Annotated in this window: 23 protein-coding genes; 14 read left to right on the plus strand and 9 right to left on the minus strand. The window is 44.7% G+C overall.

Annotation, left to right across the window (positions count from 1 at the left end):
- The first annotated feature begins 228 nt into the window (after positions 1–228).
- Positions 229–615: a hypothetical protein gene (locus tag DS891_RS14840; RefSeq protein ID WP_174170188.1), complete on the plus strand. Its 387-nt coding sequence runs from the start codon at positions 229–231 to the stop codon at positions 613–615.
- A gap of 71 nt (positions 616–686) precedes the next feature.
- On the opposite strand, the gene DS891_RS14845 is transcribed toward DS891_RS14840, so the two are convergent.
- Complete coding sequence (locus tag DS891_RS14845; RefSeq protein WP_174170189.1) at positions 687–1,577, minus strand: hypothetical protein; 891 nt, start codon at positions 1,575–1,577, stop codon at positions 687–689.
- A 411-nt stretch (positions 1,578–1,988) separates the two neighbouring features.
- Between DS891_RS14845 and DS891_RS14850 the strand changes: the two genes are divergently transcribed.
- The 5 genes from DS891_RS14850 to DS891_RS14870 all read left to right on the plus strand — a co-directional run bounded on the left by DS891_RS14850 (position 1,989) and on the right by DS891_RS14870 (position 6,189).
- Positions 1,989–3,161 (plus strand): RNA ligase RtcB family protein, encoded by a 1,173-nt coding sequence (locus DS891_RS14850; RefSeq protein ID WP_174170190.1) that lies wholly within the window; start codon positions 1,989–1,991, stop codon positions 3,159–3,161.
- Positions 3,158–3,802, plus strand: a complete 645-nt coding sequence (prfH, locus tag DS891_RS14855; protein ID WP_174170191.1) for a peptide chain release factor H — start codon at positions 3,158–3,160, stop codon at positions 3,800–3,802. Before DS891_RS14850 ends, prfH begins: the two co-directional genes overlap by 4 nt.
- Entirely contained in the window at positions 3,792–4,121 is a 330-nt protein-coding gene (locus tag DS891_RS14860; protein WP_174170192.1) for a low molecular weight protein tyrosine phosphatase family protein, read from the plus strand. Before prfH ends, DS891_RS14860 begins: the two co-directional genes overlap by 11 nt.
- Positions 4,122–4,290: 169 nt before the next feature.
- Entirely contained in the window at positions 4,291–4,914 is a 624-nt protein-coding gene (locus DS891_RS14865; protein WP_174170193.1) for an RNA ligase family protein, read from the plus strand.
- Between the two features lie 6 nt (positions 4,915–4,920).
- On the plus strand, positions 4,921–6,189 hold the full coding sequence (locus DS891_RS14870; protein WP_174170194.1) for an AAA family ATPase: 1,269 nt from the start codon (positions 4,921–4,923) through the stop codon (positions 6,187–6,189).
- 29 nt (positions 6,190–6,218) lie between these two features.
- Here the strand turns inward: DS891_RS14870 and DS891_RS14875 are convergent, their stop codons facing one another.
- The 4 genes from DS891_RS14875 to DS891_RS14890 form a co-directional block, all read right to left on the minus strand.
- Positions 6,219–6,467, minus strand: coding sequence for a hypothetical protein (locus tag DS891_RS14875; RefSeq protein ID WP_130165172.1), 249 nt, complete (start codon positions 6,465–6,467; stop codon positions 6,219–6,221).
- 156 nt (positions 6,468–6,623) lie between these two features.
- A complete protein-coding gene (locus DS891_RS14880; RefSeq protein ID WP_130165171.1) occupies positions 6,624–7,019 on the minus strand; it encodes a hypothetical protein in 396 nt (131 codons plus the stop codon).
- A 180-nt stretch (positions 7,020–7,199) separates the two neighbouring features.
- Positions 7,200–7,499 (minus strand): putative quinol monooxygenase, encoded by a 300-nt coding sequence (locus tag DS891_RS14885; RefSeq protein ID WP_174170195.1) that lies wholly within the window; start codon positions 7,497–7,499, stop codon positions 7,200–7,202.
- Positions 7,480–7,710 (minus strand): DUF2798 domain-containing protein, encoded by a 231-nt coding sequence (locus DS891_RS14890; protein WP_010606951.1) that lies wholly within the window; start codon positions 7,708–7,710, stop codon positions 7,480–7,482. Before DS891_RS14890 ends, DS891_RS14885 begins: the two co-directional genes overlap by 20 nt.
- Before the next feature lie 89 nt (positions 7,711–7,799).
- On the opposite strand from DS891_RS14890, the gene DS891_RS14895 reads away from it, so the two are divergent.
- Positions 7,800–8,657 (plus strand): LysR family transcriptional regulator, encoded by an 858-nt coding sequence (locus DS891_RS14895; protein ID WP_010606950.1) that lies wholly within the window; start codon positions 7,800–7,802, stop codon positions 8,655–8,657.
- 21 nt (positions 8,658–8,678) lie between these two features.
- On the opposite strand, the gene DS891_RS14900 is transcribed toward DS891_RS14895, so the two are convergent.
- The gene (locus tag DS891_RS14900) at positions 8,679–9,323 is read right to left on the minus strand and encodes an NUDIX domain-containing protein (protein WP_238536749.1); all 645 of its coding nucleotides are present in this window, start codon (positions 9,321–9,323) and stop codon (positions 8,679–8,681) included.
- A 532-nt stretch (positions 9,324–9,855) separates the two neighbouring features.
- Here DS891_RS14900 and DS891_RS14905 point away from each other — a divergent pair.
- The 4 genes from DS891_RS14905 to DS891_RS14920 all read left to right on the plus strand — a co-directional run bounded on the left by DS891_RS14905 (position 9,856) and on the right by DS891_RS14920 (position 13,613).
- On the plus strand, positions 9,856–10,551 hold the full coding sequence (locus DS891_RS14905; protein WP_174170196.1) for a response regulator transcription factor: 696 nt from the start codon (positions 9,856–9,858) through the stop codon (positions 10,549–10,551).
- Positions 10,548–11,927: a HAMP domain-containing sensor histidine kinase gene (locus DS891_RS14910; RefSeq protein WP_174170197.1), complete on the plus strand. Its 1,380-nt coding sequence runs from the start codon at positions 10,548–10,550 to the stop codon at positions 11,925–11,927. The genes DS891_RS14905 and DS891_RS14910 overlap by 4 nt, the downstream gene beginning before the upstream one ends.
- 66 nt (positions 11,928–11,993) lie before the next feature.
- Positions 11,994–12,869, plus strand: coding sequence for a retropepsin-like aspartic protease (locus DS891_RS14915; RefSeq protein WP_174170198.1), 876 nt, complete (start codon positions 11,994–11,996; stop codon positions 12,867–12,869).
- A gap of 204 nt (positions 12,870–13,073) precedes the next feature.
- Positions 13,074–13,613 carry a carboxymuconolactone decarboxylase family protein gene (locus DS891_RS14920; RefSeq protein WP_174170199.1) on the plus strand — a complete coding sequence of 180 codons (540 nt, stop codon included), beginning with the start codon at positions 13,074–13,076 and terminating at the stop codon, positions 13,611–13,613.
- Between the two features lie 34 nt (positions 13,614–13,647).
- Here the strand turns inward: DS891_RS14920 and DS891_RS14925 are convergent, their stop codons facing one another.
- From DS891_RS14925 to DS891_RS14935, 3 genes are all read right to left on the minus strand, one after another.
- Positions 13,648–14,070, minus strand: a complete 423-nt coding sequence (locus DS891_RS14925; RefSeq protein WP_174170200.1) for a hypothetical protein — start codon at positions 14,068–14,070, stop codon at positions 13,648–13,650.
- A gap of 11 nt (positions 14,071–14,081) precedes the next feature.
- On the minus strand, positions 14,082–15,878 hold the full coding sequence (locus DS891_RS14930) for a S8 family serine peptidase (RefSeq protein WP_174170201.1): 1,797 nt from the start codon (positions 15,876–15,878) through the stop codon (positions 14,082–14,084).
- A gap of 123 nt (positions 15,879–16,001) precedes the next feature.
- Positions 16,002–16,400 carry a YbaN family protein gene (locus DS891_RS14935; protein ID WP_010606936.1) on the minus strand — a complete coding sequence of 133 codons (399 nt, stop codon included), beginning with the start codon at positions 16,398–16,400 and terminating at the stop codon, positions 16,002–16,004.
- 233 nt (positions 16,401–16,633) lie between these two features.
- On the opposite strand from DS891_RS14935, the gene DS891_RS14940 reads away from it, so the two are divergent.
- The 3 genes from DS891_RS14940 to DS891_RS14950 all read left to right on the plus strand — a co-directional run bounded on the left by DS891_RS14940 (position 16,634) and on the right by DS891_RS14950 (position 19,873).
- Positions 16,634–17,881 carry a Zn-dependent hydrolase gene (locus tag DS891_RS14940; RefSeq protein ID WP_174170202.1) on the plus strand — a complete coding sequence of 416 codons (1,248 nt, stop codon included), beginning with the start codon at positions 16,634–16,636 and terminating at the stop codon, positions 17,879–17,881.
- 142 nt (positions 17,882–18,023) lie between these two features.
- Complete coding sequence (locus tag DS891_RS14945; protein ID WP_174170203.1) at positions 18,024–18,455, plus strand: hypothetical protein; 432 nt, start codon at positions 18,024–18,026, stop codon at positions 18,453–18,455.
- Positions 18,452–19,873, plus strand: a complete 1,422-nt coding sequence (locus DS891_RS14950) for a sodium:solute symporter family protein (protein WP_174170204.1) — start codon at positions 18,452–18,454, stop codon at positions 19,871–19,873. Before DS891_RS14945 ends, DS891_RS14950 begins: the two co-directional genes overlap by 4 nt.
- Positions 19,874–19,939 lie beyond the last annotated feature (66 nt).

Below are 19,939 nucleotides of genomic sequence, written 5' to 3' on the forward strand. Positions count from 1 at the left end.
TATCGCGCACGGCAACGAGGAATACTGCGTCCTAGGCTATTAATGTGGTAATGGTGTCTGCGTGTGCTTGTTCAAATTGAATCTTAAACTAACTACGCGACGTGTTAAAAAATATTTAAACTTGTTTTGTTTTATTTAAATTTGTTATGTGTTAGGTTTGCAATGCCTTAGATTTCAAGGGCTTTTCTAATAAATGAACTTAATAAATGTATAAAGGAATAATATACAATGAAAGTATTGAACAAAGTTTTTGGTGCAACCGTTTTAGCGTTAGGTGTCTCTGCAGGGTCGGCTTCTGCTGCTGAAGTAAAAATCACAGAAGTAGATTATGGTAGTGTGATCATCCAAACTGCTGATGTTGTGTTAAACCACAGCCAAGCAGGCACTTTCTCTATGAATGTGAGCGAAAACCATTTAACTGTAAATGCTCAAGACTCTAATGGACGTAAGTTCCGCTGCGTAATGAATGGCACTGTAAGCTACAGCGATCCTACTATTCTTGAAAGAGTAACGAACATCGCAGCGACAATCTCTGAAGGCGACAGAGTACAATTTGAGGTGCAAAAAAATGTATTACTTCAAGTTTGTCATGTTAAAAAAATGCTAAGCTTCTAAGCTTTGCTATTTCGCAATGGAAAGTGTGCGCACCTTCCATTGCTTTAAGTACTTCTATTTAGCTAGCTTGACTACGCAGTGATAAAAGCTTGGGCAAGATCATGGTGACCATCTCTTTCTAAGCAATCGATAACTTGTTGTTCTACTTGAGTAACTAAGTTACTGCGCTTTAGTTCGATAAAGGCATCGGTAAAACTGTCTTTATATTCTTCCCAACCGCCACAATATGCATTGGCTTCACCGAAAATGGACTTAAATTGATAGGTGATAAGAAAATACTCCCCCGATTCTTGCCATTCTGTTGTGGATTCAGTTACTTGACGACCATTCGCTTTCTTCACAAATAAGCGAAACAGTTCAGGTTTGAGAAAGTAGCCGTAGTGGCAGGTATCTAAACACGCAGTATAGTCGTTTTCGGTTAGCTGACTTAAATCGAGTTCTGGGTCTTTAAGTAACTTTTCTAAACAATTCGCGCCATATTCACACTTATCAAGGCGACAAATAATTTCGCACATCAGTGCAAAGTAGTCTGTGACAGACACTTTGCCTGCTTTGCGCAGCTCCACAAAAGAAGGGGCTACGGTGCGCTCAAAAAACTCAATGTCGAACTCTGAGCGATTCGCCGTCATTTCCATCAAAAAGTAGTCGGCGAATGGAAAATCAATGCCAAGTTCGAGGCAATGAAGACAGGCCGTTTCGATATCACCTGGGTGGTGATGATCAACTAATTCTCCCATACAAATATCGAGCTCTACCGCACTTAACTCATCACCCATCAAGTCGGCATACTGAATGACTTGTGCTTTCGTGAGTGCTGCGGTGACATCCAAATAACTTTCAAACAGGGCTTCCGATAAGGTTTCTACCTTTGCCTTATCTTGTTGAGATAAAGCTTGTTTTAAGGTGTCGAGGCGAGTTGGAGTGTCCTCGTTGTACCAATCTCCAAAATAGAATTGCGTCATATTTGTTTTCCTTAATCGATAATAGTCGCAGGAGTAAGTGATTAAGCGCTTGTTGCTGAATATCTAGCTGCTATCCTTGCATTGTTTAGGTTAATATCACAAGTTGCAATTCTTATCATTCAGCGCACAGGCAATCCAAGGTTGCATTGTGTTCCCAAACTGTTTACACTTGCCGCGATTCTAACCATTCATTCACTGTAGAGGAGAAAAAACATGACACAAACAACTTTATCCTTTGCAGGTCTTTCTCTGTAATTCGCGAGCGCGAATAAATATTTCCTAGCTTGCGAAAGCTGTATTTAGCGATTCTATGTTGCCTATGTAACCTAACATTTGATTGCTATAACTAAGCCATTCTAGACCTGCCAATACACAATTATTTTTAAACCTCATTGAAAGGTATTGGTAACTATGGGCAGATCCGTCCAACAAATTTCTGATCGCGTGTGTCTATTTGCATCTCAAGACACTTGGATTGAAGGCGCTGCGATCCAACAACTTACAAAAACCGCTGAACTAGCCAGTATGCATCGCGTTGCTGGTATGCCTGACTTGCACCCGGGGCGTGGTTATCCAATCGGCGCGGCATTTTTTAGCCTAGACCGGCTGTATCCCGCGTTAGTCGGAAACGATATTGGCTGTGGTATGGCGCTGTGGCAGACCACCACAAAGGTTGCCAAAGTTAATTTGGATAAGTTTGCTAAACGGCTAGAAGATATCGAGCAACCGCTCGATGCCAGTTGGCAAGAGGCGATTCAAGCTGAAATGACACATCGTGATATTTCAGCTGGATTATTTGAAAGTGCACTGGGTACGATTGGCGGCGGTAATCATTTCGCCGAGTTTCAAGCGGTGGAACGTGTTTACAATGAAGCCGCGTTTACTGCGCTTGGCCTTGATAAAAAGTATTTACAGCTGCTGGTTCACTCCGGCTCGCGTGGGCTTGGGCAAGCCATTTTAGTCGACCATATTGCGCGTTTTAATCATGATGGCTTAGTGGCTGATGCGGGCTCGGAGAGTGAAAGCGCACGCTATTTGGCACGCCATGATGAAGCGGTGCGCTGGGCTGAGTTAAACCGCTTTTTGATTGCAAAAAGATTTCTCGCAGCCATTCGTAGCGATGGCGAATGTACGCTAGATGTTAATCACAACCTCGTGTGTCCAAAAGTTATTGATGGCCGCGCAGGTTGGCTGCACCGTAAAGGTGCGACCCCAAGTGACAAAGGTGCTGTCGTGATCCCCGGCTCACGAGGAGACTATAGCTATTTGGTTCAACCTGTAAACAATGCGCCTGCGTTAACTGCCAGTTTATATTCTTTGGCTCATGGTGCTGGTCGAAAGTGGAAGCGAGGTGACTGCCAAAGCCGCTTGAGTCACAAATATAAACGCGAAGACCTTTATCGCACAGCATTGGGGAGTCGTGTGATCTGTGGCAATAAGGAGTTGCTGTACGATGAAGCGCCGCAGGCTTATAAAAAGTGTGAAACCATTGTCAGTGATTTGGTTGACGCTGGATTGATAGAAGTGATCGCCATATTGCGTCCGGTGCTGACATTTAAAACCAACGGGAGTTGTTCGTCATGATCTTGTTGCAACTTTCAGCCGGTCAAGGCCCAGCAGAGTGCGGGAAAGCCGTTGCATTGGCGCTCAACTTAGTCGATAAACAAGCTAAAGCAATAGGCGCAGAATGTACTGTGTTAGCGCAAGAAATGCATGAACACAAAGGCTGCATGAAATCCGTATTGCTACAGCTTTCGAGTGACGCAAAAGCGCTTGCCGAGTATTGGCATGGCCCGCAGTTGTGGGTGTGCCAGAGCCCATTTCGTGCCAAACATAAACGGAAAAATTGGTTCTTTAGCGGAAGCATGGCCGAGATAGATGAAGTCACAATGGCATCCGATATTCGCTATCAAACTTGTCGCGCGTCAGGAGCTGGTGGGCAGCATGTTAATACCACAGACTCAGCGGTACGAGCGACGCATATAGCATCAGGATTGAGTGTGCGAGTGGAGAGTGAGCGTAGTCAGCACGCCAATAAGCGCGTTGCAAAGGCGTTATTGCTACAGAAATTGGCCGCGCAGGCAGATGCTGAGGAAATGGCTCGTGATAAAGCAAGGTGGCAGCAACATCAGGCGCTACAACGCGGTAATCCTAAAAATACTTTTAAAGGAAACCAGTTCAGCCCAAGGGTGCCGTTTAATATAGGAGCTCTGCATGACAACTAATGTGTTATTCATCTGTAGTCGCAACCAATGGCGCAGTCCAACCGCTGAGCGTATCTGGAAAAATCATCCGGGTATTAGCGTGAGATCGGCAGGCACAAGCCCAAGAGCACGTCGCAGCGTAAATGCGAGTGATATTGAGTGGGCCGATACTATTTTAGTCATGGAAGAAAAACATAAATCGCGGCTGCGTGCACAATACGCCAATCTATTGCGCTATAAAAATGTTCAAGTATTGGATATTCCTGACGAATATCAATTTATGGATGACGAGCTAGTGACGCTATTACAAGACAGTGTCGCGAGTATTTTAGTGGTTTAACCCAGCCCATTTGGGGTGTTAATAAGATTGTAGGGAAGAGGATAGAGCAATGTAATTCCATCGGGAACAAGCAATTGAGAACACAATAAGTCGTTTTGTTGCGATTAATTGCTGATTTTGCGGCCAAGTACCAACTTGGCTTTTTAATTTTAAAAATGGAGCAACTAAGATGAGAATTAAATATCCTCGAACTCCGCACTTGGTGTGGTCAAAAGGGATCACAAGTGATGACGTAAGGTGTGCCAACACGGAGCACTTTAAAAACAAACAAGTAGTCGTGACCGAGAAAATGGATGGTGAAAATACCACTTTGTATGCTGATTATATGCATGCACGATCACTCGACAGTCGTTATCATCCATCTCGCTCTTGGGTAAAAGCACTACAGGCTCAAATAGGTCTAAAGATTCCAAAAGGATGGCGTATCTGTGGTGAAAACTTGTATGCAAAGCACGCCATTCATTATCAGAAGTTGCCTAGCTACTTCCTCGCTTTTTCTGTGTGGAACGCGAGTAACGAGTGTTTAAGTTGGGATGATAGCCAAGCTATTTTTAATGAGCTTGGTCTGCATAATCCAAAGGTGCTCTATCGTGGGGCATGGTGCGAAAAAACCATCAAAAGTATTGTTGTAGATACAAACTTACAAGAAGGCTATGTGGTCAGAGTGGCTGATGCCTTCCATTATGATGAGTTTGCTAATTGTGTTGCCAAATGGGTGCGCTCAGATCATATTGTGTCGGATAAGCATTGGATGCATAGCGTTATTACACCAAACAAACTCATGGAGGAGTAACACTGTATGTTAGCGAAGAAAAAAGTAGCGGATTGGTTGCCTTTGCTTGCAGAGCAACATCAGCCTGATTTTACAGAGTGCTTAACCATGTTGGGGGAAACCTTTCCCCTGTTGCACGAACTTGAAGCAACACCACAAGATACTATTTGGCATGAGGAAGGTAATGTTGCCATTCATACCAATATGGTATTGGAAGCACTTTATGCATTGCTGCAGAGTTCTGCCTCTCATATAAAGGGGGAGCGAAGGCAGGTGCTGATACTCTCTGCGCTGTTGCATGATATTGCCAAGCCTGTCGTGACCAGAGCGAAGGAGATTGATGGTCAACGGCGGATTGTTGCACCGCGGCATGAGGCGATCGGGATGAGTTACCTAGCAAGTAGACTCGTTGACTTACCGTTGCCAATGCAGACTATTCAAACGATTTTGGCATTAGTCGGTTTTCATCAAATGCCCAAATTATTGGTAGTTAAAAACAAAGGCTTCAGTGAATATCTTAATTTAGCGCTAAATGCTGATCTCGAGATGCTCTACTGGCTCGAAGTTGCAGATATGCGAGGTCGTATCTGCCCAGATCAGGATATGCAAATTGAACTGCTGAGCTTGTTTAAAATGTTTGCTCAAGAATATAAGCTTTGGTCGATTGCAGATCCGGCTGAATCACTACTTGCTAATATATCGCGATACCCAACTGTTGAAGAACAGTGCTTCATTGCTGCTTATACAGTTAGGCAAATGGCTTTTGGCGAAATCACAGTTCCTGAAGAAGCTCCTATCAAATTTTACCAACAGGCAAAGCACTATGGTCATTTTTATATCATGTGTGGAGCTAGTGGGAGCGGTAAATCCAGTTGGATAGCAAAGCATCTTCAAGGATTTACACTGGTCTCTTTGGATGAACTAAGAGGCGAGATTAATGGTCGTTCCACGAGTCAAAAAAACCGTGGTCAGGTTCTACAAGCCGCCAAGCAAAAGCTGAAAAAAGCATTAGCAGCAAAGGAAAATGTTGTGTGGGATGCAACAAACCTGCGAAAAGATTTTCGTAAGATACTTTGCGATTTAGGGTGTGACTACGGTGCGCTCGTGACGTTAGTTGTATTTCAACAAGGTGAAGTACAACTTCGGCAAAATAACCGAGCAAGAGCACGAGTCGTCCCAGATGAAGTGATAGCCCAGCAGCTGAAAAGGTTGGAGTGGCCATCGGTGACAGAAGCGCATCGGATACAGGTGATTGGCGAACAAGGGCAAGTGCTTTGGCAAAAGGGGGCGTTTTAGCCACCGTTCAGTGAGATTAGCTTTACTTGTCAGCTAATTTTGATAGCTGACAAGTAGCCAATATAGAAGTGTGAATAGTGGCAGAGCGCTATCCTACGAGCTATGCTAATTTTATCTTGCTCAAGAACAGTTCTTTTGTCGGACTGCTCCTGAACATCATCCAAAATTTCGAAGCCTAAAACGTTCCCTTTCTTTGCATTTAACAATCGTTGCACCAGTTTATATTCTTGTGTTGTATAGCCTAGCCAAGGAGCAACTGCACTAGTGTTGTTGGTCATACTCCCTCATACCACTTTTACCAATATCAATGAGAGTATTAAGGTTGTATGTATAAATTTTAAGCGCTTTTATATAAAACTTATATACCTTAAAGAAATGACGGTAGACCCACTGTCAGACATAGCTATACTTCACTCTCGATACGCCAAATACAATTATTTTGTGTGGTGGTTTTTAGGATTTTGTTTGTGGAATATAGGGCGGAGGCGCGGAAATACACACATAGATACTTTTAGAATGAGCACAGGTGCGCTCAATATTAATGCGTTTAAGACTATAAATATTAATCCATCATAAGCTTTTTGCGGCAGCAGCATATGGATACTGAGGAATTTATCCGCTAAGAGAATCAATAACCATGATAAAAAGGTGGCTAGAAAATGGTCTAATTTTAGGAAGTAGGCAATAGGGAAAGTTGCAAAAAATATCATCAGGTAGCCGTAGTTTAGGTTGGTGCTGAGTGTGTTACAAAGCCACAGGGTCACGGCTAACAAGGAAATAGTAGATGTGTGCAAAAAGTGTGATTTTATTCCCTGACTTCCAGTAGCCATTTACGTTCCTTAGTGACTGTGGTGGTGTATATTTGTTCAGCAATTACATCCGAACTTGTTCGATAACGCAACGGCTTTTTCAATAACTCCACTGTGCTGCAAAGTGCCTCGCTAACGTAGCGCTTTAAAACGCTTCTATCATTGCTTGTGAAGAAGCGCTTAACTTCTTAAAAGCGCAAATTAAAGCGGTTTGATGGCGATTATATCCACCGCTTTTGCCAGCCATCCTTGATACAGTGTAAATACCCGTTTGGTGTAGGCTTGCTGGTGATGAAAATCGAACGCGGCATGGTCGACAAAGCGTTCGACTAAGGTAAGCTGGGTGCGGTCTTCACTTTCATAAAGTTCAAAGCGTAAACATCCGACCTCTGCTCGAGTGGCTGGCAAGATCTCTTGGATTGCGTTAATACAATCTTGATAGTGCTCGGTTTTAGGCGTGATATGGGCGATAAAGTTGACGTTATTGTGGCTGTTGGCCATGATATTTCTCCATAATGCGTTTAGTAACGGCGGTAACTGGGGCTGATAAAACATAGGCGGCGATGAACGAGGCCGGCCAAGCATTGGCAAAGGCATGCGCCCATCGCGTGGTAAAGTCTGCCACTAATCCCAAATTGATGTACGTAACCCATCCAGACACCATAAACGACAGGCACAATGACAGCAGTAATGTAAAAATGAGTTTTTGCATGTTTCCTCCTCTGGCTGTTGATATGATTGTAGGGAATTGCCAGCCGATCAGAATGGCAAAAATGGAAAGCTAAGATTGCGGAGATAACTATGCTAGATGACTTACGACTCTTTGTTGAGGTAAGCCGCCGAGGAAGTTTTGCCAAGGCGGCAGAAGACCTTGGCATAGGCGCGCCGACCTTATCTAAGCGGATGTTAGCGCTGGAAGACAAACTTGGTTATCCGCTCTTACTGCGCAGCGCCAGAGGACTTACATTAACGAATCATGGTCAGGCGGTGGTGGATAAAATGGCGGAGTCTTTGCTCGCCTTGCAAGCGCAAAGTGAGGCGCTATCAACACTAGAAGCGTCCACTTTCCACCTGTTATGCCCGCAAAACCTAATGATTGGTCCTTTGTATAATGCGCTGCAATCGTTTCAGGCCCAGTATCCAGAGATCCAATTGCATGTGGAGCCTGCCAATAGTGTGGCCTTACTCAGCCAAAAGCGGTTTGATTTAACCGTGCGAGTCGGGGAGCTGGATGATTCAAGCGTCTATCAAAAACGGCTGGGGCAAATCGCGGTAAGGGTGGTGGTCGCCAAGGAAATTGCGACTACACAAACCCTGTTTTTGCCCTTTAAAGCATCGCAACTGCCCGCAACCGATGCGTGGCGAGCACTGTTGGCGCAGTTTAGTCACGTCTCTTATGTGGGTGATATTACCTTAGTGCGTAAATTGGTAGGCTCGGCTAACGGTGCTGGCGTATTGCCGATGACAGAAATTGCAGCGTTGGCAGCGCAATCGCAAACCGCATTTAGCTATATCGGTGACTACCAATTTATTCGCAGCATCTACGCACTTTGGCCAAATCAACGAACTCCACCGACTTACACCAGAGACTTTATTGAGTTACTGCAAATGCGGTGTCAGGAGCTTGATTATCTGCAAGGGGCAGTGATAGCTCTGTAATAAACACCGCACAATCGCATTTTATCCTAAGCTCAGATTGCGCTCAAAATGCACGATATCGACATCAGGCTTTAGCTTATAGAGCTGTGCTAACCGTCCGCCTGACTTGACCTTTTCATCCAGTGCTTCAAACATGTTTGAGGCTTCAATTCGTCTTACCAAGCTCTTGCGCTGAATGGGTTTGGCGATAATGGCTTCGATGGCGGTTTTGAGTTGTCCAATGGTAAATTGATCTGGCAAACAATAAACCGGGATCATGGAATATAACGCCTTTTGCTGCAGCCTTGCCTTGGCCTTTTCAATAATATGCTTATGATCAAAAGCCACAGCAAGATCTGGGATCTCGCTAAGATCCACCCATCTCACATCATCTACCGAGTCAATTTGGGTTGCCACTTGCTGAGGTGAAATCAAGGCGTAATAAACCAAGGTGACACTAAAGCCTCGCGGATCACGGTTGATCCCAGAAAACGCCTGAAGTTGTTCAAGGTATTGTGGGGCAACACTGGTTTTCTCTTTGATCTTACGCAGCGCGCTCATATCCGTGTTGTCATCCAGCTCAACATCAACAAACCCTCCAGGTAATCCCCAGCGGCCTTTGAACGGCGCATGGGCGCGTTTGGTGAGGAGGACTTTTAAGCTACCTTGCCAAATTGTAAATAACACACTGTCTACTGAAAAAAGAGGCGGGTGAAACTGGGATAAATTGTGTTCTGAGCTCATTGATTTTTTAGTTAATGTCTTTTGGACACAATAAACGATTGTTTAGGTTAAAGCAAAACAAAGGTTTCAATGTTAATAAGTGGAGTATATTGTCTCTGTGACTCTATCTTGTCGCTTGATCAAAATTTGTGTTGTGATGAGTTTGTGTCTTTATGACACTATTAATTTTGAGTTGCAAAGGTTGCTATTTTGAGTTTGTAAGTAATGTAAAAGTCCTTTTATTTTAAATGGTTATAGTAGCTGGAAGGGATGGAAGCGGATGTTGTTTTATTATGCGATAGTTAAAAGCGGTATCAGTAGAGGTAAGTATGACGTTCCTTAACGAGTAAGGCTGTGGCATAGTAAAGTCACTTAAATTATTAGCTGAAAGATCACCCTGCAACGTGGCTACAAATATCCCTCGTCATGCGGAGGTGCTGTGGTTATAAAGCGGCTTTAAGAATCTCAGCATTAACTCGTTAAATTAATCTCAACAATGTCTGACCAATATACTGTTTTATATGTAGAAGATGACCCAAGTAGTGCTGAGATATTACGTTTATATCTGGCACAAGCGGATATGCAGGTTGTCCATTTCGATAACGCCCCAGATGCCCACCGAGCCCTACAAAACCTAACATTTCAACTCGCTATTTTAGATGTCATGCTACCCGGAGGTGATGGCCGTGAGTTACTTAAAGAAGCCGTTGCACGCAACATTCCTACCATTATGGTGACCGCCAAAGTGTCTGAAACCGACCGTCTTGAGGGGTTTGAGCTTGGTGCGGATGATTATGTATGTAAGCCTTATAGCCCACGAGAAGTGATCTCACGAGCAAAGGCACTATGTAAACGTAGCTATCGTGGTCAGCAGAGTGCCGCTTTGTTGTTTGATGGCTTAAGTATCAATCTTGAGAGCAAATCCGTAACGGTAACACAACAAACACCAGCGTTAACGGCTGTGGAGTTCGAGTTATTACTGACCATGGCCAAGCAGCCGCAACAAGTATTTAGCCGCGCGCAATTAATTGAACAAGTATGGGGAAGTGATGCGCCTATTACGGATCGGGCAGTCGATACTCATTTGGCTAACTTGCGTAAAAAACTAGGTGACAGTAAGGCTGAGCCTAAATTTATCGCCACTCGTTACGGGCAAGGCTATCAATTTATCGCGCGTAAGGTGTCTTCATGAAGCTAAAAACCAAATTTACCTTACTCGTGGCGCTTTGTACCTTTGCGCTACTCGGAAGCTTTTATCAACTATCTAAAAACTCAGCCGAGCGCACTTTTTTAGCATTTAATAAGCAAAGTGCGGTAACGTTTGGTCATTCATTGCTTGATGATGACTTAGTGGAAGAAGCATTGACTGGTAAAACCTTTGCGAGCCCAGAAGCGACGTTAACGTTTTTAGCATCAACCTTTCCTGAGCAGCTATTTATTTGGCGAGATGCTAACTCAACAGCGGATGTAAAGATCCTCAACCCCGATCTCACCATAGACTATGAGCAGGTCAAATCCGGTCATCAATTTTCAATTCATCATCCCGGTGTTGCGGCGTTTGTGGTGCAATTTAATGAGGCGCAATATGTGTTATCACTACAGGGTGAGTTGTTTTGGTTGCCTGAGGTATTGCTAGATAGGTCGTTTGAAAAGGAAGCGCTGCAGCAAGCGATGTTGGATGATTTTATGCTTACTTTGGTCATCTTATCGATTATTGCTGCATTACTTGCTTGGTTGGGGTCGTGGTACTTTTTGTCGCCACTTAAACAGCTCAAACGTAGCTTCAAGGCGATAGAGTCGGGCGAGTTAGACACCCGCTTAGCGCTAAAACGCCATGATGAAGTAGGTGAAATCATCAATAGTTTTAATAATCTTGCGGCTTGGCTACAAGGTTTGCATCAGCAGTATAAACAAATGAATTCCGACTTATCTCATGAACTTAGAACACCACTTAACGGCATTCGTTCGCGCTTGGAGGCGATGGAAGACGGTATAGTGCCAATGGATAAGGCTCAGTTAGCGGTGATAACCCAAGATCTTCACAACGTTAACCGTATTATCGACGACCTGTGTTTGTTGTCATTAACCGAGTCAAAGCAGCTGACCTTGTCATCAACACGAGTAAATCTCTCTGAGCTGTTAACATCGACCTTAGTGCGTTACCAAGCACAGGCCGAAGCGCGAGGCGTGAAATTGGACGCAGATATTCAAGAAGGTGTGACCGTGACGCTTGATGCCGGAAGAGTCAGACAGATAGTGGTGAACTTATTAGATAATGCCTTTAAATATGGTGCTGATGGTGGCGTTGTGACGTTAAAGCTCAGTTATCAAGATAATGAACTGGTGATTACGGTTGCTGACTGCGGCCAAGGTATGTCGCCTAATCAACTCGAACAGGTGTTTGAGCGCTTTTATCGTGCGCAGGGGTCGCGCCACGATACATCCAGTTTGGGGCTCGGCTTACCAATTTGCCGTCAACTTGCCGAGTTGATGGGCGCGACATTGACCGCGACCAGTACTGAAAATCAAGGCGCAAGCTTTTCACTTCGGTTTTCTCGACTAACTTGATAATTGCTTGACAATTGCTCGGCATAGTTAGCTCAACAACGACATCAACAGTTTGAGAGCAAAAATATGAGAGCAATTATTTTATCAGCATTGGCATGTACCACCGTTGGTTGTGGGATCACCGCGTCTACCGCGCCACAATCACTCACTTTACCGATGAAGTACACCGAGAAAGGTCATGCCTATGTGATGGCAACGATTAACCATACGGTTACCCATCCTATGATTTTAGATAGTGCTGCGAATGTTGGTATTTTACCGGTTAATCTGAAAGCAGCACTTGCCTTGCCAGAAGATAAGCTAAGCAAAATGGACGTACAAGGCGCAAGTGGTAGCTCAGAGCTAGTATTGGCAACGATAGACCACACCAGCGTCGGCCACTTAGCAGCAGAGTCGCTTCCATATGTATTTAAAGATATGACCCGCTTAGATGTGGAAGGCGTCTTGCCAGGAATTTTGGGGCATGGATATATGTCGCAATATTGTAATGTGTTTGATTTTAATAATAATGAGCTGAGTTTGTATCAAGGGGTTTGCCCAAGTAGCGTGACACAAGGCTTGGAGAGTGAAAGTTTTAAAATAGATAACAATTTCATCAAGCTGACAGCAAGTTTTAATGGCGAAGAGGTAGACGCCGTGCTTGATACCGGCGCTCCAACCAACTACATCAACTCACACCTGGCCAATAAACTAACATTAACGCTGGGCGAAAAAGACATCAGCCGAGGGTTAAACGACCAAGCGACTAAAAAGGTGGCCATAGAATCACTGCGTTTTAGCTTAGGTGACAAGGAAATCATCAATACCGAAAGTCACTTATCGGATATGCCTGTGTTTGAGGTGCTTGGATATAAAGACGAGCCGTTTATCCTACTTGGTTTAAGTAACTTTAGCGATGATAAGCTCATTATCGACTACGCTGAGAACAAAATTTACTTTTGATCCCAACGCTGCTGGCTTGACGCTCGACCAGTCAGTAGCTAATTAAATTTCATATTAATTTAGACAGTTATGGTGTTTACTATAGCGAATAGTTATTTGAATGATCATTCAAGTAAGGTTAGTCTAGCACCCAATGAGTAGTTAACCTGAGGTTAGTTAGAGCTCAGGTTATACCAATACAAAATGCATCAAGAGGAGCAACTGATGACTGACTTTACAATCCATACCGTAGAATCTGCACCGCAAAAAGGTAAACCATTACTTGAGAAGTCCCAGCAAGCATTTGGACGTATTCCGAACCTTCATGGTGTAATGGCGGAATCACCAGAGCATCTGCATGGTTATCAAGTGTTACATGAGGCTTTTTTAAATAGCTCGTTCAATAACGATGAAAAAACTGTGGTGTGGCAAGCGATTAATGTAGAACATGAATGTCACTACTGTGTACCGGCTCATTCTGCTATCGCAAAATCAATGAAAGTAAGTGATGAATTGGTCAAAGCACTGCGTGAGCAAGCACCGCTGGGCGATGAGAAACTAGAAGTGCTGCGTGCCACAACACTTGAAATGCTGCGCGAGCGTGGCAAATTGAGTGATGCACAAACGAAAGCGTTTTTTGCCGCAGGTTATAGCAAACAAAATCTGCTGGAAATTATCTTAGCGCTAAGTCAAAAGGTTATGAGTAACTACGTGAATCATATCGCACATACTCCACTGGATGATGCTTTTAAAGCGTTTAGCTAATTAGTAGAGAGGCATTTAGCCTCTCTACTAGGTATTACTCGCTTTCTAATCCGTCAAGCTGTAAGCCTATCTGAGTGCTCAATACTCCTGCTTGTACACGTAAATATGCATTCAAAGTTGTGAGGTCAGTGTGTGCGTCAGCGTGGCGATAGATAGCTCGGTTACCACGAGCGTAGCTTAAAATTAGATTATTGTCGCTAGCGAAAGTATTGGCGTTAATCATCGTAAGGTGTTCAACGATAATCTCACCGGTTACGGTATACACCTCCCCAGTTACTGGTGATTGTAGTTTCAACCCTTTAACCAGTGTGGTGTTGTTTTCTTCAAGTGAAACAAATGATTGATTGTTGATGTTTATTTCAGCACCGTGTGGCGCCTCAGTTAATTCTATCAACACATTGTCGGTCGCAAGAGCTTGGCCACTAAGTAGTATGACTGATAAAAAGAGTGCTTTCATAATGGTTCTCCTTAGTTATGACCAATAAAACGAATTTGCCAAGAGGTAAGCTGGCCATCTTGCGCATTATTTCTGTGTACAGCACGAATGTCCGGTGCGCCACTTACTGGATCAAAGATAAAGGCTTCGTCCTCACTTTGTGTATCAATTAACCGAATGGTCCATTGGCCTTGCGCAGGTTCGCCATAGAAGTGATGCGATAGCATTTGCATATCATTAAAGCCGTTGCGTCCAGAAATAGTTCCTGTTCTTGGCGTCATTAATACGCTGCGAGTACCTGATGGAGAAATAAGCTCAATTGCAACGTCACGGGTACTGGTATGCTCACCGGTTACACGGATCTGTACGGCTTCTACGGTGACATCGTTGTCAATTTGTACCGAACTTTCTGCGCCAGCAAGGCTACCGTCAGGAATGGTGACATTAGCATTAACTTGCTGCCAAGGTGTGATAGTGAAATTACCTCTATCTTCATTATAGAAACGAGCCATATTTACTGCAGCATCAACATCAATTGCACCAAAGCCGTAGAAGCCATGGTAGTTATAACCTGCAGCATTGCGCTGCCATGTGGGGATCGCATCATATTGTTGTGCTTCTCCAGCCGCATTATTAAAGGTCAATGTAACGCCAGGATTGTCCGCATCAATTTTACGCGCTGTAGAGGCTAAGATATGTCTCACATCGCGCCAAGTTAATGCCGGGTTTGCTGACATGATAAGTGCAATTGCCCCTGTCGTGTTTGGTGCAGCGGAAGAAGTGCCATTCATCGTTGCATTATAATCACAATTAGGATCCAGTGGATGGCTTCCATGTAAGGTGTTACGCAGATTGGTCGGGTTGCTTCCCCAGTCACAGCCACTGATGTCCGTAGAGATTATAGCGGGAGTGGTTGAGCCGTACTCACCGCCAGGCGCACTGACAAAGACGCTTGAACCAACCGTAGAGTATGACGAGCGTTTACCGTCAGCATTATAAGCAGACACAACCAAATTCCAATAGCTGGTATCAATACGCTCTAAGTTAACATCTTGCATTGGTAAGCCATGGTTACGATTTGCAAACCATAGATACCCAGGCCCTAAACCACTGGCATTAAAGCTTTGAGCTTGGTAACCATTACCTGCAGATTTTACGAAAATTGCACCGCGGCCGCTGTGACTTGTAGTCGTGATCTCTTCTTGAGCATCTTCATAGGTCTGTAGCCATGGAGAGAAGTCGTAGTTAAATGTTTGCGGTGATGAAAGGGTTCGGCCATAGCTTTGGTTAAATACTCTAGGAAAATCAAAAGAAGCTTTGTTGAAACCATCAGAATACATGCCGTGAGACTGTAACCAATTTTCCATACTTCCGTTTTTAAGATAGTTAAAGCCAACGAGCCCGGCTCTAGGTGCGACACCACGACCGCCAATGCCATTAAATGCACTGGCAGCAATGATACCTGCGACACCTGTACCGTGACCATCGCCGCTGTTGGCTGGTTTTAAATCAGCAGAATTCGTAAGGAAATCCCATGAGCCTGGTTTTACATTGTTTATAAGATCAGGGTGAGTAAGCTCAACACCACCGTCGATGACTGCGGTGGTTACGCCTGTTCCCATAATACCAAGCGCATGAGTAAGGCTAAGGTTTAGATCTTCTCCTGCAACACCACCCCGCTCAGAAAAAGCATTTTGCCCTGTATTTTTCAAATGCCATTGTTGGTTGACAAGGGGATCACCTGGAAATAATGGGTATTCTTGTTGGGCACTAGCAGTGCCATGAAGTATGCCTAGCAAAGTAGCTAGATAAGTTATTTTTATTTTCATGGTATCTCAGTTTTTATTGTTTCTTTTACAAGAACAAACTGTATACCCTAAAAAGGGACTTAATGTAAATAGTGGGTTATATATGTATTTTTGTTGTTTTTATTTTGTTTGTTATAAGTGGGACTACTTTGTGCTTACAGGAATTATGGACGGACGCGTTAGAATATAGCTGAGCACTCCGGCTTCGGTTATAGCGACAGACCACACCACCCAAACAGGTGCGCCACTAAAGCTCAGTGCCAGTAAGCCAACACTCATGCCAACTGCCGCGCCAATCTTGCCTTTTATGGGGATCACCTGATGTTGTCGCCATGCAAGCAGACTCGGGCCAAATTTGGGGTGGGTAAGCAGCCAGTTTTCTAACTTAGGAGAAGAGCGGGTAAAGCAAGCAAGGGCAAGAATAAAAAAGATGGTGGTAGGCATAACAGGCAGTGCCATGCCGATAAAGCCGAGACCAACAAATACGATGCCAGCAACATGCAGCCAAAAACAACGATTGAATAGGGGGATTTTCTTACGCATAGGCATCCTCATATTTCGGGAGTGCTGAACTGGCAGCGCATCACGGTGACCTGAGCCAACATTGTTAACCAGAAGCCAATTATTAAAAGCATATCACAGCGGCTGAAATTCGCGAATTTTCAACTAAGCTAAAGCAAAGAGATTATCAGTCGGACGTCAGTGTTTGAAATAGCGAATCTGATCTCAGGTTAAGTACAGGGAAGTGGTGCGACTGAAACGTTGAGGAGCAAAGTATGCAAGTAAATTTAGAACGTCTAAAGTCTACCTTATTTGCGCTCGCGGAGTTCGGCTATAACCATGAAGATAAGGGAATTTATCGCCAAGGTTTTAGCAATGAGGATTTTGCAGCGCGTAAATGGCTGATGGAATGCGCACAAAGCGAAGGATTTGTGAGTCGTATGGATGGCGCTGGCAATGTGATTATTGAAATGACCAGTCCGGATATCGCAGCGAAACCCGCAGTGATCATCGGCTCTCATCTCGACAGTGTACCAGCAGGTGGCATGTTTGATGGAACTTTGGGCGTCATTGCGGGGTTTGAGTGTATTCGTATTTTAAAAGAGCACAATGTGCAATTGGATAGGCCGATTTGGGTCATCGGTACCAGTGAAGAAGAAGGGCGCTTTGGCGGCATGATTGGGGCACAAGCGCTCACCGGGAAGTTAACGCCTCACCAATTACTCACAAGTCATGATGCGGATGGCTGTATGCTTAGTGATGCCATGCGCGCGCAAGGGTTAGACCCTATGGATGCACTGAATGCGAGGCTAGAACCTGAGCAAATAAATAGTTTTTTTGAATTACATATAGAGCAAGGGCCCGTGCTTGATCAAAAAGGCATTCAAATTGGTGTGGTGGAAGGGATTTCGGGAGTATTTAAATGGATGGTTAAATTAATTGGAAAGGCCGACCACGCAGGCACAGCCCCCATGGAGATGCGCAGCGACGCCTTTATGGGGTTGGCTGACTTTGCCTACCAGTTAGACCGCATTATTGCAGAGGACGGCACAGATACCACGAGGATCACCGTCGGTAAGGCAGAATTAAAGCCGGGTTTTGCACATACGATTGCTGGAGAGGTGGATTTCACCATCGTCGCGCGTGATATGGACGAAACCGTGATGGAGAACCTTGAAATTGCCTGTCGTAAAGCGCTTTCAGCCATCGCTCGAAAACACCATTTAATGTTTGAATACGAGCAGGTGAGTTGGTTGTCTCCAATGAAATGCACACCTGAGATAGTGGAATTTATTAGTCAACAGGCAGAGGCCTTGTCATTGAATTATCAAATCATGCCAAGTGGTGCTGGTCACGATAGCCAGTTTTTTTCAGAAGTGTGTCCCACGGGGCTGATATTTATTCCATCACTCAACGGCGTTAGCCATGCGCCAGACGAATGGAGTCATTGGCATGATGTTGAAGCTGGGAGTAATTTACTGCTGCAATGTGTTCAAAAAAGAGCAATAAAAACAAAAGAATAAATGTAAGGCTGGGGTGAAATTGGGTGAGGCTTTACTAGACAAATTTGATCCTTGGGCTAGTCTTTGTTACTACTAGAATAGTGTGGATAGCAAAACTTGCGGCGAATTCGGACTTGGATAACCGCAGTTAGGGATTATGAGGATGTGGATCGCCCGAGTAGTAACCTTGGTCTTACTTGCTGCGAGCTTTAATGGGCTTGCTGCCTCGCTGAGGGTGAGCGATGAGGTCGTGACTGCTGGGTTTATTACGCTACACATTGAGCGTACAGGTCCGCCTCTACAACAACCAACACAGCTATCCATTCAACATCTTTCGGAACCTTACTCCCTCTCCCTTTCGCTTCAGCCGACTCAACAAGCGGTAACCATTAGTGGCTTGGCTGATGGTGATTATCTCGCAACCTTAGGTAGTCCCTCTGCTAACTCGGCACAAACGTCGGTCTCATTTTCAGTCAAACATCATCAGTTAACGCTGGCGCTTGCGCTGTTTGTACTGGGCTTGTGCTTATTTGTGCTACTTGTAGGGATGATTATGGTGGGTAATAAGCAAACGCACGATAAGGAAAGCGTATGATAAATGCTTCATTGGCGCTCGGTCTTGCCCTAGCGTTTGCTTTGCTATGGGTATTTTTTGGCTGGTGGATTGGCAGGCGCGTGCAGTCACATAATGAATTTGCGCTGGCCGGTAGAAATGTTGGGTTGGCCTTTGCTTGTGCCACTGCGATGGCAACTTGGGTCACCAGTAATACCACTTTAGTTGCGCCACAGCTCACTTATCAGTTTGGTATTTGGGGCATGATAGGCTACGCCTGTGCCGCATTCGGATTGTTGCTATTTGCGCCGCTAAGCCAACGCATCAAAACTTTACTACCCCACGGCTACACCAGTGGCGACTTCATGCGGTTGCGGTTTGGGCGTTTCTCTTGGTGGGTCTTTTTGCTGATCTCTTTCGTGTATGCCATGAGCTGGCTCGTTAGTCTAGGCATGGCCGGTGGTATTTTGCTACACACCCTAAGTGGCTTAGATTATCACCTTGGTATGTCGATTATTCTGCTGATGTGTGTGGTCTACACGCTCTTTGGCGGTCTAAAAGCGGTGATCGCCACGGACTTTCTACAGGCCATTATTATTTTGGCAGGTGTCGTCGGAATTGCCATTGTCGTGGCGATGAATGTTGGGCTTGAACCAATTCACCAAAAACTCAGTAGCGACCACCCCAAGCTACTCGACCTGCTTTTTCCTGCCGCTGTGATGTTTTTATTCAACAATATCTTTTTTGGTTTAGGAGAAATTTTTCACAGCAACGTATGGTGGTCAAGGGCGTTTGCATTTAAAGGTGGGGTGGGCAAAAAGGCGTATTTTATCGCAGGACTACTGTGGCTACCGATCCCCATCGTAACTGGGTTTATTGCGCTGGCAGCGCCGAGTTTAGGTTTGTATCCCGCTAGCGCCGATATGGTGGGACCCTTGGTTGCAAGCCAAGTGCTCGGCTATACCGGCTCGATCATTCTGTTCATTGTGGTGTTCTCAGCGCTAGCATCGAGTTTGGACTCTTTGCTCGCCGCAACGTCAGATCTCATCAATCAAGATATTTACCTGCAATACATCAAACCAAAGGCGAGCGATAGCGAACGCTTAAAAAGTGCTAAGTGGATTATTGTCATCTTAGGTGTAGTAACTTGGCTTTTGTGTTTACCAAAAATCGCCACGCTGGGTGCCTTGTTGAACTTCGCTGGTGCCTTCGTCGCCAGCACCATTTGGCCTATCGTATTTGGTTTGTACTTTGCGCGAATGACGGGAAATAGCGCTGGCTGGGCTATGTTGCTTGGCACGCTATCTGGCTTGATTGGGTATTTTTATATTGGCTTTTATGTCGCTGCATTAGTTTCTTGTGCGGTGTCGTTATTAATTTGTGTGATTGCTTGGCGTTTTAGTCAGCAATCATTCCATTGGCAAGCGTTGGGCACACAAAGCAAAGTGGAGGATGTATGATCTCCTTGGGCGCATTTTCTAGTTTAATTTGGCTGGCCATAGTGCTCAGTTGTTTATGTCCTGTTG

This window comes from Pseudoalteromonas sp. JC28 (genome assembly GCF_013319255.1).
In the GTDB taxonomy this organism is placed as follows: domain Bacteria; phylum Pseudomonadota; class Gammaproteobacteria; order Enterobacterales; family Alteromonadaceae; genus Pseudoalteromonas.